Origin of the sequence: Autumnicola psychrophila (assembly GCF_031846645.1) — a bacterium.
Classification (GTDB): Bacteria; Bacteroidota; Bacteroidia; order Flavobacteriales; family Flavobacteriaceae; genus Autumnicola; species Autumnicola psychrophila.
Genome location: NZ_JAVRHN010000001.1, coordinates 421,658 through 436,353 on the forward strand (window position 1 = coordinate 421,658; position 14,696 = coordinate 436,353).

Genomic DNA, 14,696 nt, shown 5'->3' on the forward strand with positions numbered 1-14,696 from the left:
AAATGTAGCTTGATGCTTGTCTACACTTTTCCACGACTCTAAGACCGATGATTCTTTCCAGACCTACAAGGTTCTAAAAACCTTGCAGGTCTACCGAGTCTTTTCCAGACCTCACAGGTTTTTAAAAACCTGTGAGGTCTCCAATTCTAAATATTTCAATCTAACTTCTCAATTCTAATCCGCTATATTTGGATTGAGCCATTTCTCTGCTTTTTCGAATGATATTCCTTTTCTTTCCGCGAAATCTTTTACCTGGTCTTCTTTTATTTTTCCTAGTCCGAAATATCGGGCTTCAGGATTTGCAAAGTAGTAACCACTTACACTTGCGGCCGGCCACATCGCAAGACTTTCAGTTAATTTCACCCCAATTCTCTCCTCAACTTTTAAAAGCTCCCAGATACTCAGTTTTTCCAGGTGATCGGGACAGGCCGGGTATCCCGGTGCCGGTCTTATTCCTTTATAAGTTTCTTTTATTAACTCTTCATTAGAAAGATTTTCATCTGGAGCATAACCCCAATCTTCAGTTCGAACCTGTTTATGAAGATATTCGGCAAAAGCTTCAGCCAGACGGTCGGCAAGGGCTTTGATCATGATAGAATTGTAGTCATCATGATCTTTTTCAAATTGTGCTGCAAGATCGCTGGTCCCAAATCCTGTGCTTACGCAAAAGAATCCGAGGTAATCCTGGATTCCTGTTTCCTTTGGCGCTATAAAATCTGCAAGGGCGAAATTTGGCTTTTCACCGTGCTTCTTAAGCTGCTGCCTTAATGTGCGAAAAAGCAACGTTTTCTCTTCGGAATCTTCTTTATAGCTGACTTCAATATCATCATTATTGACTGTATTAGCTTCAAATAGTCCAAATACTGCTTTTGCTTTCAGCAGTTTTTCATCAAGGATCCTGTTTAGCATGTGTTTTGCATCATTGAACAGAATGCTTGCTTGTTCGCCAACTTTTTCATCTTTCAGAATATCTGGATACCGACCATGCAAATCCCAACTTCTAAAAAACGGACTCCAGTCGATATATTTAACAAGTTTCCTTATGTCGAAACCGTCAATAACCTGGATACCTGGTTTATTCGGTTTTTTAATGGAAGTATTTTTCCAGTCAATTTTGTATTTATTCCGGCGGGCCTGCGACAGATTAAGGAAACTCTTTACTTTACCACGCTTTTTAAAGTTTGCACGGAATTTATCATACTCTTCCTTAAGATCGCTTTTATATTTTTCCCTTGTACTCTCCTTCAGCAAATCACCTACAACCGTCACTGCACGCGAAGCATCATTTACGTGCGCTACAGCATAATTATATTGCGGATCTATTTTTACGGCAGTATGAGCTTTAGAAGTTGTCGCACCACCAATCAACAAAGGCACTTCAAAGTTCTGACGCTGCATTTCTTTTGCAAGAAAAACCATTTCATCCAGCGAAGGTGTGATCAAACCACTCAGCCCAATCGCATCCACATTTTCGGCTTTGGCAGTTTCTATAATTTTTTCTGAAGGTACCATCACCCCCAAATCTATAATTTCATAATTATTACATCCCAAAACAACGCTTACGATATTTTTACCAATATCGTGCACATCTCCTTTTACCGTTGCCATAAGCACCTTCCCTGCCGACTGCCGCTTCTGTGATTTATCAGCTTCAATATAAGGGAGCAGATAAGCAACCGCTTTTTTCATTACCCGGGCAGACTTCACCACTTGCGGAAGAAACATTTTCCCGCTTCCAAACAAGTCCCCAACCACATTCATCCCGATCATCAGGTGGCCCTCAATAACTTCAATAGGCTTATCTGCTTCCTGCCGGGCTTCTTCGATATCATCGAGAATATAAGCATCTATTCCCTTCACCAGGGCATGGGTAATCCTCTCCTGCAACGGCTTTTCCCTCCAGGAAAGATCTACCTTACTTTCACGTTTTGTCCCTACTACATTTTCTGCGAAATCCAGCATACGTTCGGTCGCATCTTCCCTTCTGTCAAGAATTACGTCTTCTACATGCTCCAGTAAATCCTTTGGGATATTGTCATAAACATCCAGAAGTGCAGGATTTACAATTCCCATGTTCATTCCGGCCTTTATCGCGTGGTATAAGAAAACGGAATGCATCGCCTCCCTTACAGGATCATTCCCCCGGAAGGAAAATGAAACATTACTTACCCCACCACTAACACTGCAATGCGGAAGGTTTTCTTTTACCCAACGTGTTCCTTCAATAAAATCTATGGCATTACGCTTATGCTCGTCCATTCCCGTTCCAACAGGAAAAATATTTAAATCGAAGATGATATCTTCAGGAGGAAATTTTACTTTATTGACCAAGATATCATAAGATCTTTTGGCAATCTCTATCCGCCGCTCATAATTATCAGCCTGTCCTACTTCATCAAAAGCCATCACAATTACCGCAGCACCGTATCTCTTTATTTTCCTCGCGTGGCTAACAAATTCTTCTTCTCCTTCTTTTAAGCTGATGGAGTTCACCACACATTTTCCCTGCACTACCTGAAGCCCGGCCTCTATTATTTCCCATTTTGAGCTGTCAATCATGATAGGAACACGGGCAATATCCGGCTCGGCAACTACAAGGTTCAGGAATTTCACCATGGCTTCTTTTCCATCGATAAGACCATCGTCCATATTTATATCGATGATCTGTGCACCACCATCTACCTGATCTCTTGCAACTTCCAGGGCTTCATCAAACTTCTCTTCTTTAATAAGCCGCAGGAACTTCTTTGAACCTGCAACATTAGTACGCTCTCCAACATTCACAAAATTGCTGTCGGGGGTAATCACTAAAGGCTCAAGGCCAGAGAGTTTTAAAGGTCTAATTTCTGACATGGAGATTATATGCTTTCTGTATATTGAATCCTGGTTGGAATTTTTCTCGGCTGGTAATTTTTAACTGCTTCGGCAATTGCGCTGATATGTTTTGGGGTAGTCCCGCAACAGCCACCAATAATATTTACCAGTCGTTTTTCAAGATATTCATTGATCTGATCGGCCATTTCTTCCGCATCCTGGTCGTATTCCCCAAATGCATTGGGCAGACCGGCATTGGGATAAGCCGAAACTCCGGAATTTGCGTACCTGTTAAGAACTTCAAGATGCGGAGTAAGCTGTTTTGCACCTAAAGCACAGTTAAAGCCGATACTTAAAAGCGGAATATGGGAAACCGAAATGAGGAAAGCTTCAGCAGTTTGCCCGGAAAGGGTTCTCCCCGAGGCATCTGTAATAGTTCCGCTAATCATAACCGGAACATCTACGTTTAATTCCTCCTTAAGTTCATCTATGGCAAACAAGGCTGCCTTTGCGTTAAGAGTATCAAATACCGTTTCAACCAGCAGAATATCCACTCCGCCGTCTATTAACGCCTGTGCCTGTTGCCGGTAAGCCACTTTAAGCTCCTCAAAGGAAATTGCCCTGTACCCGGGATCATTGACATCTGGCGACATGCTTGCCGTTTTATTGGTGGGGCCAATTGCACCTGCAACAAATCGCGGTTTTTCAGGATTTTCTGCAGTAAGATCTGTAGCTACTTTTTTAGCAATTCTGGCAGACTCATAATTCAGCTCATACACAAGGTCTTCCATCTGGTAATCTGCCATGGCAATGGTAGTACCAGAAAAGGTATTGGTTTCCACAATATCGGCACCGGCAAGAAAATACTTGCGGTGAATTTCGGCAATTGCCTCAGGTTGTGTTAAAGAAAGTAAATCATTATTACCCTGTAAAGAAACAGGCCAATCTTTAAAACGTTCACCACGGAAGTCTTCTTCAGAAAATTTATATTCCTGAAGCATGGTCCCCATGGCACCATCTAAAACCAGTATTTTTTGAGAAATTAAATCTTCTATTCTTGACATGCTATTCGTTTCAAAATATTATCAAAAAAGAAGAGAGGAAAGATTCTTTTGTTATCTATCCACAGCGTTTCCGGAATGGTAGAACGTAGCACCTTCTCCCATTACAGGAGGGTTGCCAAGGCTTCAGCGGGTCTAATCCCTCAACCTTTCTTGATAACGGTGTTTAAATTAATGAACTTGCCTGGCAAATATAAGGCTAAGGCCTGAATTTGCAAGTGAATTGAACGAAAAGTTAAAAAGGGAAAGAGGGAAAAAGCTAAATAGTTATTATCTCTCTATTCCCTTATCTCATTAAATCTTTCAATTTATATTTTAAAGTTTTAAATGAGCTTTTCATTTAAATTAACTTCAAAAGATATTTCGGCAGCTTTTTCCAGCATTTTTGACACTGAACAGTACTTTTCCATAGAAAGGCTAACTGCTCTTTTTGCTTTTGCTTCCGGAATGTCCCCCTTCAGCATAAAATTAAGATGGATTTTCTTGAAAACATTAGGTATTGCTCCATCTTCCCGAAATCCTTCAACTTCTACCTGAAGGTCATCCAGTTCTAAATGTTGCTTCTTTAAAATCATCACCACATCAATACTACTGCAGCCGGCTACACCTCTTAGTATAAGATCCATAGGACTAGATCCCTGCGGATTTTCTTCAGATTTATTATCCAGATGAACTACGTCTCCACGCTCATTTTTGGTTTCAAAATGATATGCGTCGTTTAATCGGGTGAGGAATACTTTCATTTAATTATAAATTTTAAGCAAAGGTAGAAAAAATAAATCACCGTTTTCCCTTAACTTCAGTTGGCGCAATAGATGATACGGAATTGTTTTGTCGTCAAACAATAGCCGAATTCAAATTCCTTTTTTCCGGAATTACTGGATTATAAATATTCAAAGCGGCTGTAAAAAAGTTGAATTATCGACAGCTCCGCGTCCTCAACTTCTTGCACAACATCAAGATAATCCTCATAGGAATTCAGGACTACACCATTCCTATGCTCTTTTAAAGTGGAGAAGAATTTCAATTCAAACCAAACTTTATCCAGTATTTCCTGCTCTTCAGGAGAAATGCTTTCATAATCGTAAATGATGGTCTGCATTTGCCTTCGTGCTAAGTCTTTGATATTATTGGCCGCATTGCCATTGGTAGGCAAATTTCGAATAGCACCTATGATAATATAATTCTTCCCGTAACCTACCTTAGAAATATATTGGTCCCCATACTTCAATTCAAACAAATCCGGGTTTTCATGATATACCTCTCTAAGCGAATCTCCAGCCTTGCCGGCGGAATTAAAATTATCATACCCATGCTGATATTTGAAGCACCCTACAAGAACACCGTCTTCGGTCACCGGGTACTGTTCGATGATCGATTGGTATAGGTTATCGGTAACAGCAAGACTCACACCCGACTGAGGCCTGTAATTATTGTAAGAAAACCCATCAAACAAGCGGTAGGGAAACATATATTCCAGCGGATTTACATTAATATGCCAGGTTAGGCTTTGAGAAAAAGATTCATCTATGTGAAAATAGGAGGTTTCAGATACGCCAAATGGATTACCCAGAGGCATATACGCATTGGTATTAATTCCGGAACCAAACTTTTCCTGGTAAGGATAGTTTTCGTTCAGAATTGTTTCTTCGTTTTTTGTGATGGTGAGAGTTCGCTGGCCGGTGCCTGCATCGAATGCCAATTTCTGAAAACTGCCATTATCAGCCGCTGTAAATTCAGTTGAAGTAAGATCCCCGCTGCTGTAATTATAAACAGTTGTACCATTCTCACTATAAACTTTCTTAATTAAAGGAAGTCCATTTTCATATCTGGTTTCAAACCATAAGTCTCCATCTGGATTATAATATTTAGACCAAAGAGGTTTATTATCTTCACTACGACTTACCTCCATGTACAGGTGTTGATTCGGAACACTGGAATATAACTATGCAGATTTTATATATCCGTTTTCATAATACTCATATTCCTTTGTAGGTTCATCTCCACCATATCTCGCTTCTTTTATCCAGCCATTTTCATGCTGACTAATCAGCTCAAAATATTTTTCGGATTTAATTGAATAGTCAGTTTGCGGAGTATCGTCTTTCTGGCATGATGATAATATTAAAACTGCCAGAAATAGGCAAAAATGTAATTTTTTGTGCATTGTTTGGTGGGGATGATTTTGAGTAATGAAAAATTAGAATAGCTGTAAAAACTTTACGCTATTATTTATTATTTGCCGAAAATAATAAATTTCTGGAAAGCATTATAACAATTTCAGTCCGCTGTTTGTCCTGCGGAATTCAACCGGGTTAAGATCATCTTGATGAAAATAGAGAAAATTCTGAAGTTAATGCCGTTTGAAATAAAAAAGAATGGCCGAAACAATTGCCAGGAAAGGCAATTTTCGACCATTTATTAAAATCTCAAAGTTTATCCTATACTCTGGACAACTTCTTTTTTAGCTTCCTTTTTACTTCCATCAAAGCCCTGAACACCTCCAACGGTGGTATATTTCAGGATATATTTCTTATCCGGGAAAATTCTCGCGTAAGCACTCTGGCACATAATCGCAGCTTCGTGAAAACCGGAAAGAATCAGCTTTAATTTTCCTTTGTAAGTATTCACATCTCCAATTGCGTATACTCCGGGAATATTGGTTTGATAATCGTAAGAATTATCCACTTTAATAGCGTTCTTTTCGATCTCCAGACCCCAGTCTCCAATAGGACCAAGTTTTGGCGAAAGTCCGAATAGCGGAATAAAATCATCTACCTCCCTAAATTCTTCTCCCCTTGCGGTATCTTTATGACGAATTACTACTTTTTCAAGTTGATCTTCACCTCTTAGTCCAACAACCTCAGCATTGGTAATCATTTCAATCTTACCAAGTTTCGCAAGCTCAGAAACACGCTCTACGCTATCCAATGCTCCACGGAATTCACGTCTTCTGTGAACCAGTGCAACTTCAGATGCAACATCTGCAAGATAAATTGCCCAGTCTAAGGCAGAATCTCCACCACCTGCAATAACAACTTTTTTATCGCGGTAAACTTCAGGGTCTTTAATGAAATAAGAAACTCCCTTGTCCTCATAGTCAGTGATGTTTTCAATAGGTGGTTTTCTTGGCTCGAAAGACCCTAATCCACCGGCAATTGCCACTACAGGAGCATGGTGCTTTGTACCTTTATTGGTAGTCACTATAAAAGTCCCGTCGTCCAGTTTCTCGAGAGTTTCTGCACGCTCACCCAATGTAAATCCAGGTTCGAAAGGTTTGATCTGCTCCATAAGATTTCCTACTAAATCCCCGGCTAAAATTTCCGGAAATGCAGGGATATCATAGATTGGTTTTTTTGGATAAATCTCAGAACACTGTCCGCCAGGTTGTGGCAAAGCATCTATCAGGTGTGTTTTCAACTTTAATAGTCCCGCCTCAAAAACGGTAAATAATCCCGTGGGGCCGGCTCCTATTATCAGGATATCTGTCTTAATCATTATTATCTTTTTTAACTTTCAACGATTCGGTTATTGTATTCATCTGTTCCACCTTGGCTTCAAAATCACCTTTAATGGATTTTCGATACTCATTCAAATTTTCCACCATCTGGTTCACATTCTCCGGAATCACTTCCTCGAAAAATTCCCTCAGGCGTTTTGCAGTCGTAGGTGATTTTCCATTGGTTGAAATGGCAATTTTCACATGTCCTTTATTTACAATTCCGCCCATATAGAAATCACAGAGGTCTGGTGTATCGGCAATATTAGCAAGTAAATAGCGTTTTTTTGCATCTCTGTGAACCCGCTTATTAAGCTTAGCATCGTTAGTCGCCGCAATTACCACATGCCGCTTTTTTAAATATTTTCTTCTATACCGGCCCTTGATCATTTTTACACCATGCTTCTTTGCAAGTTCTGCCGTTTCGGGCAGGAACTTTTTGGCCACAACTTCAACATTTGCATTTGGACTGGATTTCAATAAAAAAAACAGTTTTTCATGCCCCACATTTCCACCCCCTACAACGAGAATGTTCAATTGATTGACCTTTAAGAAAACAGGGTATAATTCGTTTCGCTCTTCCATGTTAGTTTTTTGGGTTGTTTTCAGGAATTACCTCCAGATTTTCAAAAATCCTGTGTACCTGATTTCTTTCCTTTACCACTTCGCCAATAACAATTATTGCAGGTGCTGTTAATCCTTTTTGACAAACCACCTTTTCAATAGTCGAAATAGTTCCAAAACCTGACTTTTCATTTACCGTCGTTCCATTCTGAATTACTCCAACGGGCATATCTTCTTTCCCAAAATGACTAAAAATATCAACAATTTCGGCCAGTTTGCTCATTCCCATTAATATCACAACGGTTGCCGTAGATTGCGCTGCCAGACGTACATCATCAGATAATTTCTTCTGTGTCGTAGTTCCTGTTATTACCCAGAAACTTTCGGAAGTTCCACGTTGCGTGAGCGGAATACCCACACCTGCCGGAACAGATATAGCCGAAGTAATTCCGGAAACCATTCCAGTCTCCAGTCCTTTGCTCTTCGCATAATTAATTTCCTCAGAACCTCTTCCAAAAACAAAGGGATCTCCTCCCTTAAGTCTTACCACATGTCCGCGCTCCAACGCATATTTTACAATCAGCTCGTTTATTTCATCCTGCGAGTAACGATGTTTATCTTTGCGTTTCCCCACAAATATATGCTCTGCCTGTGGGGCATATTCTAATAGTTCACGGTTAATTAACGCGTCGTATAGAACCACGTTGGCTGACTCGAGCGCTTTTAACGCTTTTAGCGTTATCAATTCCGGATCTCCCGGCCCCGCTCCTACTATTGTTAACCTGGATGAATTATGCATGTCGTACCTCCCTTGTTCTATATGCATCTACTCTCTTCAGAAATAAAGACGCATCTTCTAAATACTTTACAGCAAAAGCTTCTGAAGGCTCATGCTCATTCAACTGATAAGCAAATTCTTTGAAGGAAGTGGAAAGTTCAATTTTTCCTGTTTCCACAAAAAGCTCATCAAATTGAGAAATAATACCTGCCTGTGTATTCGTTTTTACATCATCAGCAATTAATAAGGCTTTAGCCGAATTCACAATAGATGTATAGGCATGGTAAATACTATCTGCCCAGTCTTTTCTATCCAGCGCGCTTTTTGCATTATCAATTTTTTCTTCGCTTTCAAAAAGAAGCGTTGCAATAAGGTCAATCACCACCCCGGCACATTCACCAACTCCAACTGCCTTAATATAAGGTTTTTCATGACCCCAGTCAACATATTCCTCTTCAGTGAAATTAGATGTATCGGCAATATCCTTTAGTAAATCATAGAAATATGTTTTCCCCTGGCGATCGTAGTATTCAATAAATCTTTCTTCAGAAGCTGCATTTGCTTCAAAATCGTTTAAAAGAATCCGGAAAGCCGCAGGGCCTCTTTTACTTGGCACCTTAACTACCTTATCTGCAAAGCGTCCCTCTCCGTCTCCAAGAGTTCCTCCTCCAAGTAAGATCTGAAGTGCCGGAGCTACCGTTTTTCCAATTTTTATAGACATTCCCTGAAAGCCAATTTCAGCCATGTTATGCTGACCACAGGCATTCATACAACCACTAATTTTAATGGTAATATCCCTTCCGTTTACAAATTGCGGATATTCATCCTTCAGGACATCTTCAAGAACATCGGCAATTCCTGTACTACTGGCGATCCCAAGGTTACAGGTATCTGTTCCCGGGCAGGCTGTAATATCTACTGTTTTATCATAACCGGTTTCCGCATATCCCAATTTTTTTAATTCTGAATAAAAGAACGGAAGAAACTCTTCGCGAACGTGACGGATCAAAATATCCTGCCTTAAAGTTAACCTAATTTCATTTCCGGCATATTTTTTCACTAAATCTGCAAGTTTCCTTGCACCTCCTGTATAAAAATCTCCTAAAGGTACGCGAATACCTACAGCAAATAATCCTTCTTGTTTCTGTGGAAGTACATTTGTGCTTTTCCAAAGTTCGAAATCTTTTTGATCTTCAATTTCTACTGAAGGAATTTCTACCTCCTGTAAAGGTGGTGCTGCTTCAAACTTTTCAATTTCAATATTCGGCTCTTTTTTGGATAGTGCAGTATTTTGCTCCGCTACCAATTCCATAAAAGCATCTTTTCCAAAATCCTTCACAAGATATTTCATTCTTGCTTTCATCCTTTTTGCCCGCTCTCCATAACGGTCAAAAACACGTAATACTCCTTCAATAAGGGAAATTATTTTATCTGCTTCTATAAATTCATAAAGCACATCTGCATGTCTTGGCTGAGAACCTAAACCTCCACCAAGCATTACTTTAAATCCGCGTTTTCCATCTTTCATCTTAGCGATAAAGCCCAAATCATGAAGGTAACTTAGCGCAGTATCTTCATCTGAAGAAGAGAAAGACATTTTAAACTTTCTCCCCATTTCCTGACATATAGGATTCCGTAGAAAGAACTGAAAAGCAGCGTGAGCATAAGGGGAAACATCAAAAGGCTCATTTACGTCTATCCCCGCAGTTGGAGAAGCCGTGATGTTTCTTACCGTATTTCCGCAGGCTTCACGAAGTGTTATATCATCTTTTTCCAGTTGGGACCATAATTCTGGTGTGCGGTCAAGGCTCACATAATGAATCTGAATATCCTGCCTGGTAGTAATATGCAACCTCCCCCGGGAATATTCATCAGATACATCAGCAATCCTGTGTAACTGTTCAGAAGTAACTTTACCAAATGGAAGTTTTATACGAACCATTTGAACTCCTGCCTGCCTTTGTCCATAAACACCCCGTGCAAGACGTAAACTCCTGAATTTCTCCTCATCGGCTTTACCTTCACGGAACAACCTGATTCTTTTTTCCAGGTCTATAATGTCGTTCTCAACAACAGGATTTTCTATTTCGGTTCTAAAACTTTGCATAATATTGAAAAATTTAATTTATCACCTGAAAAACAGGATTTTGATAAAAAAGGTTCTTTTAGTTTTTACGCTTAAAAAGAACCTTTTATAATTGGATGTTATAAAAACGGTCTTCTAAGTATTTGCTGTACAGCGCATACACATATACTTATAAAATGATGTTTTTTTTAATTTCATTTGATTCTTACTTTATAAAGCCAACTCCGGAAGTTGTATTTGTTTGTGTATCCACAAGAATAAAACGTCCATTTGCTTTATTTTTTTCAAAGTTATCTGCAAAAATGGACTTACTCAATTTAATGGAAACCTGGCCTATCTCATTAAGCTGAAGTGATGAAGCTTCGCTGATCCCTCCAAAATCTGTAGAAACCTGACCCTCAATTTTGTCAATTTTCGCCATTACTCCGTTAGTATTATGCTGAAGCACGTATTTACTTCCCGGCACAAGAGCTTTCCCGTCCATCCAGCAAATAGTAGCATTTAGTTGTTTTGACTCTTTCGGCACTTCTGAAGATTTTACGAGGGTATTTCCACGCGCCACATTAATGTCGTCTTCCAAAGTAATGGTTACTGAGCTTCCTGCCGGTGCTTCTTGAAATTTCTCATCAAAAAAGAATATTTCCTTTATAGTTGAAGTTGTTAAAGATGGAAGCACAGTTACCTCATCCCCTACTTTAAGGCTGTTCCCTGTAATTTTCCCTGCATAACCCCTAAAATCATGATGCTCATCGGTTTTAGGACGAATCACAGTTTGTACGGCAAAACGCGCCTGTGAAGTTTCCTGAAAATCTTCAGCTTTGACATTTTCCAGATGCTCAAGAACGGTGTCTCCATTGTACCATGGCATTGCTGTAGATTTTTCAGCAATATTCTCTCCCCATAGTGCACTTACCGGAATAAATGTCAATTTTTGTTCTTTAAAGTCGCTCTCTTCCTGAAGTTTTCTAAAATCGGCAACAATTTCATTAAAAACCTCTTCAGAATAGTTTACCAGGTCCATTTTATTGATTGCCACCACAACTTCTTTTACACGAAGCAGGTTATTTATAAAAAAGTGGCGATACGTCTGTTCGATCACTCCTTTTCTGGCATCAATTAAAATTATTGAAGCCTGAGAAGTCGACGCTCCTGTTACCATGTTCCGGGTATATTCAACGTGCCCGGGAGTATCAGCAATGATGTAACTCTTTTTCTTTGTAGAAAAATAAATATGAGCAACATCTATAGTAATCCCCTGTTCCCGCTCTGCAACCAAACCATCTGTAGCCAAAGAAAAATCCAGATAATCCAGACCTTTTTTTCGACTGCTTTTATCGATTGCCTCGATCTTGTCTGAGGTAAGGGACTGTGTATCGTAAAGCAACCTACCTATAAGTGTACTTTTACCATCGTCTACGCTACCTGCTGTTGCTATTTTTAAAACTTCCATTTTTTCTAAAATCGTTAAATTCTGTTCTTTGCTTGAGATAATTTCTTCGGAAACGGTTTCTAAAAGTAACCTTGCTGCTTCCTGGTTTCCATCGCAGCTTCAGAGCGTTTATCATCTATTCTTGCACCACGTTCAGAAATTGAAGACTCTCTTATTTCCTGAATTATTTTCTGAATAGAATCTGCTTTGGATTCTACCGCCGCTGTACAGGTAATATCTCCAACTGTTCTAAATCTTACGCTGCGCTTTTCTGTAACCTCATCTTCTTCTTTATATACATATTCTGAAGCAGTCCAGATTAAACCATCCCTTTCGAATATCTCACGCTCATGCGCAAAATAAATAGACGGAATTTCGATTTTTTCCTGATCGATGTAGTTCCACACGTCAAGCTCTGTCCAGTTAGAAATCGGAAAAACCCTTACGTTCTGTCCGATTTCAATCCTTCCATTTAGCATATCAAATACTTCCGGACGCTGATTCTTTTCGTCCCACTCTCCAAAATCGTTTCTTACTGAAAAAATTCGCTCTTTCGCCCTGGCTTTCTCCTCATCTCTTCTTGCACCCCCAATACAGGCATCAAATTTAAATTCTTCTATAGCATCAAGAAGTGTATTTGTCTGCAGTCCGTTTCGGCTGGAATATTTACCTTTTTCCTCTATGGATTTACCATTGTCTATATCGTCCTGTACATGACGCACTATCAACTCAAGTCCCAATTCCCTTACCAGTCTATCCCTAAATTCTATGGTTTCGGGAAAATTATGACCAGTATCTATATGCATTAAAGGAAAAGGAATCTTTGCAGGATGAAACGCCTTTTGAGCCAGTCTAACCAGGGTAATGGAATCTTTTCCGCCGGAAAAGAGCAAGACCGGGTTTTCAAACTGTGCCACTACCTCTCTAAAGATGTAAATAGCTTCGCTTTCTAAGGTATTTTGATTTAGTATCGAATTCATTTATATATTTTTTAAGCGTGTAAACCACACTCTCTATTGGCTAAAACTTTTGTAGGGTCAAAATACTTAAATTCATTTGGCAGACCATGTTCTTCGAGATAAGCATCCAGCTTCTCGTCACTCCAATGGTAAAACGGACTAACCTTTAACATACCGTCTTTGCTGTAACTAAGTATATCTATACTATTTCTAAAAGAGGTTTGCCCCTTTCTTAGATTAGTAAACCACACATCTGGCTGTTGCTGCTTCATTGCTCTCTGGAAAGGCTCTAGCTTAACTTGTTTTGTAAATTCGTCATGTAGAGATGAATTTACATCAGGTATTCCTCCAAAAAGTGCATCCCTGTATGCAGCGGTTTGCTTTGGCGTATAAAGCTTTACATTAAGCTGAAGTGTATCTATAACTTCTTTTGCATGTTTATAGGTTTGCGGAGTATTATACCCGGTATCACACCAAATCACTTTTACAGACGGATCTATTTTAGAACATACATGAAGAATAGCTGCCTCGTAAGGACGAAAATTAGTGGTTACTACAGGTTTTTCAGCATTTGAAATAACCCATTGCACAATTTCAGCCGGGGTAATCCCCTTTAATTGCTGATTAAGCACTTTTAGTTCTTGTTCGTTATACTTTTTCATAACTATTCCTTTCCAAAGTTTATTTTATTCCAGATCCTCTCGTGACCAAAATAAAGTATCATTTTTGTAACCAATTCTACAGAGCCTATTGCCATAGCTGTCTTTATCTCACCAGTCAACACCCACGATATCGCTACCGTATCCATTGTTCCCACTATTCTCCAGCTGACGGTTTTTGCAATACTGCGCATCGGTTTTTCTGCAGCCCTGTCTTTTTTGTAACTCTTTTTCGTCTTCGTCTGGTCAAGCAACATAAGCATAGTAATTCTTATTATTCTATTACCCTATCGGGTTACTAGGTTATACTGCAAATGTAAACTTCAATTTCAATTACTCCAACTAATTAGAGCTCTAATTTACAGGATTTAACATTTATTTGTGGGATCCTACTCCTTTACAGCTAAATCAGCTAAAGTATTATCTCCCAGAATTTTTAAAGTGCTGTCTCTTACCTGGATCATAAGGGCATGAACAGAGCACTTTTCCTCACTTGGACAATCTGAGCATTTCTCATAATAGTTGAGACTAACGCACGGAACCATCGCTATAGGTCCTTCCAACACCCTTATCACCGAAGTCATTTTTATTTCTTCAGGTTCTTTAATTAGATAATAGCCTCCGCCCTTACCTTTCTTGGCTCCCAGGAAACCTGACTTTCGCAGTTCCAGCAGAATACTTTCCAGAAACTTTTGGGAAATATTCTGACTCCTGGCAATTTCAGAGGTCTGCACCGGTTCATGCTCCGGTTGTTTTGCCATATAAGACAATGCTTTTATTCCGTATTTTGTCTTTTTTGAAAGCATAACGCAAAGATAGCTAAATTTGAAAAAGTTTTAAGTTTAGA

14 protein-coding genes and 1 riboswitch are annotated in these 14,696 nt (G+C 39.4%); all 14 genes read right to left on the reverse strand.

Annotated features, from left to right (window positions below; all coding sequences use genetic code 11):
- Positions 1-174 precede the first annotated feature (174 nt).
- Positions 175-2,853: a methionine synthase gene (gene metH, locus RM541_RS01665; RefSeq protein ID WP_311498487.1), complete on the reverse strand. Its 2,679-nt coding sequence runs from the start codon at positions 2,851-2,853 to the stop codon at positions 175-177.
- Between the two features lie 5 nt (positions 2,854-2,858).
- Positions 2,859-3,878, reverse strand: a complete 1,020-nt coding sequence (locus tag RM541_RS01670) for a homocysteine S-methyltransferase family protein (protein WP_311498488.1) — start codon at positions 3,876-3,878, stop codon at positions 2,859-2,861.
- Between the two features lie 48 nt (positions 3,879-3,926).
- Positions 3,927-4,038: riboswitch (SAM riboswitch) on the reverse strand.
- Between the two features lie 160 nt (positions 4,039-4,198).
- Positions 4,199-4,618, reverse strand: coding sequence for an OsmC family protein (locus tag RM541_RS01675; RefSeq protein ID WP_311498489.1), 420 nt, complete (start codon positions 4,616-4,618; stop codon positions 4,199-4,201).
- Between the two features lie 140 nt (positions 4,619-4,758).
- The gene (locus RM541_RS01680; RefSeq protein ID WP_311498490.1) at positions 4,759-5,787 is read right to left on the reverse strand and encodes a hypothetical protein; all 1,029 of its coding nucleotides are present in this window, start codon (positions 5,785-5,787) and stop codon (positions 4,759-4,761) included.
- Positions 5,788-5,820: 33 nt separating this feature from the next.
- Positions 5,821-6,042, reverse strand: a complete 222-nt coding sequence (locus RM541_RS01685) for a hypothetical protein (RefSeq protein ID WP_311498491.1) — start codon at positions 6,040-6,042, stop codon at positions 5,821-5,823.
- A gap of 269 nt (positions 6,043-6,311) precedes the next feature.
- A complete protein-coding gene (locus tag RM541_RS01690) occupies positions 6,312-7,373 on the reverse strand; it encodes an NAD(P)/FAD-dependent oxidoreductase (protein WP_311498492.1) in 1,062 nt (353 codons plus the stop codon).
- A complete protein-coding gene (locus tag RM541_RS01695; RefSeq protein WP_311498493.1) occupies positions 7,366-7,959 on the reverse strand; it encodes a precorrin-2 dehydrogenase/sirohydrochlorin ferrochelatase family protein in 594 nt (197 codons plus the stop codon). The genes RM541_RS01690 and RM541_RS01695 overlap by 8 nt, the downstream gene beginning before the upstream one ends.
- A gap of 1 nt (position 7,960) precedes the next feature.
- Positions 7,961-8,764 carry a uroporphyrinogen-III C-methyltransferase gene (cobA, locus tag RM541_RS01700; protein WP_311498494.1) on the reverse strand — a complete coding sequence of 268 codons (804 nt, stop codon included), beginning with the start codon at positions 8,762-8,764 and terminating at the stop codon, positions 7,961-7,963.
- Positions 8,730-10,823, reverse strand: coding sequence for a HEPN domain-containing protein (locus tag RM541_RS01705; RefSeq protein WP_311498495.1), 2,094 nt, complete (start codon positions 10,821-10,823; stop codon positions 8,730-8,732). The genes cobA and RM541_RS01705 overlap by 35 nt, the downstream gene beginning before the upstream one ends.
- A gap of 184 nt (positions 10,824-11,007) precedes the next feature.
- Complete coding sequence (locus tag RM541_RS01710; protein ID WP_311498496.1) at positions 11,008-12,252, reverse strand: sulfate adenylyltransferase subunit 1; 1,245 nt, start codon at positions 12,250-12,252, stop codon at positions 11,008-11,010.
- A 59-nt stretch (positions 12,253-12,311) separates the two neighbouring features.
- On the reverse strand, positions 12,312-13,211 hold the full coding sequence (gene cysD / locus RM541_RS01715) for a sulfate adenylyltransferase subunit CysD (RefSeq protein WP_311498497.1): 900 nt from the start codon (positions 13,209-13,211) through the stop codon (positions 12,312-12,314).
- An 11-nt stretch (positions 13,212-13,222) separates the two neighbouring features.
- Positions 13,223-13,852: a phosphoadenosine phosphosulfate reductase domain-containing protein gene (locus RM541_RS01720; RefSeq protein ID WP_311498498.1), complete on the reverse strand. Its 630-nt coding sequence runs from the start codon at positions 13,850-13,852 to the stop codon at positions 13,223-13,225.
- A gap of 2 nt (positions 13,853-13,854) precedes the next feature.
- Entirely contained in the window at positions 13,855-14,112 is a 258-nt protein-coding gene (locus tag RM541_RS01725) for a DUF2061 domain-containing protein (RefSeq protein WP_311493557.1), read from the reverse strand.
- Between the two features lie 126 nt (positions 14,113-14,238).
- On the reverse strand, positions 14,239-14,655 hold the full coding sequence (locus tag RM541_RS01730; protein ID WP_311498499.1) for an RrF2 family transcriptional regulator: 417 nt from the start codon (positions 14,653-14,655) through the stop codon (positions 14,239-14,241).
- Positions 14,656-14,696 lie beyond the last annotated feature (41 nt).

What these genes read in the sequence shown, in the direction of transcription:
- metH (WP_311498487.1), bottom strand. Translation starts at nt 2,853, where the DNA reads ATGTCAGAAATTAGACCTTTAAAACTCTCTGGCCTTGAGCCTTTAGTG.
- RM541_RS01670 (WP_311498488.1), bottom strand. Translation starts at nt 3,878, where the DNA reads ATGTCAAGAATAGAAGATTTAATTTCTCAAAAAATACTGGTTTTAGAT.
- RM541_RS01675 (WP_311498489.1), bottom strand. Translation starts at nt 4,618, where the DNA reads ATGAAAGTATTCCTCACCCGATTAAACGACGCATATCATTTTGAAACC.
- RM541_RS01680 (WP_311498490.1), bottom strand. Translation starts at nt 5,787, where the DNA reads ATGGAGGTAAGTCGTAGTGAAGATAATAAACCTCTTTGGTCTAAATAT.
- RM541_RS01685 (WP_311498491.1), bottom strand. Translation starts at nt 6,042, where the DNA reads ATGCACAAAAAATTACATTTTTGCCTATTTCTGGCAGTTTTAATATTA.
- RM541_RS01690 (WP_311498492.1), bottom strand. Translation starts at nt 7,373, where the DNA reads ATGATTAAGACAGATATCCTGATAATAGGAGCCGGCCCCACGGGATTA.
- RM541_RS01695 (WP_311498493.1), bottom strand. Translation starts at nt 7,959, where the DNA reads ATGGAAGAGCGAAACGAATTATACCCTGTTTTCTTAAAGGTCAATCAA.
- cobA (WP_311498494.1), bottom strand. Translation starts at nt 8,764, where the DNA reads ATGCATATAGAACAAGGGAGGTACGACATGCATAATTCATCCAGGTTA.
- RM541_RS01705 (WP_311498495.1), bottom strand. Translation starts at nt 10,823, where the DNA reads ATGCAAAGTTTTAGAACCGAAATAGAAAATCCTGTTGTTGAGAACGAC.
- RM541_RS01710 (WP_311498496.1), bottom strand. Translation starts at nt 12,252, where the DNA reads ATGGAAGTTTTAAAAATAGCAACAGCAGGTAGCGTAGACGATGGTAAA.
- cysD (WP_311498497.1), bottom strand. Translation starts at nt 13,211, where the DNA reads ATGAATTCGATACTAAATCAAAATACCTTAGAAAGCGAAGCTATTTAC.
- RM541_RS01720 (WP_311498498.1), bottom strand. Translation starts at nt 13,852, where the DNA reads ATGAAAAAGTATAACGAACAAGAACTAAAAGTGCTTAATCAGCAATTA.
- RM541_RS01725 (WP_311493557.1), bottom strand. Translation starts at nt 14,112, where the DNA reads ATGCTTATGTTGCTTGACCAGACGAAGACGAAAAAGAGTTACAAAAAA.
- RM541_RS01730 (WP_311498499.1), bottom strand. Translation starts at nt 14,655, where the DNA reads ATGCTTTCAAAAAAGACAAAATACGGAATAAAAGCATTGTCTTATATG.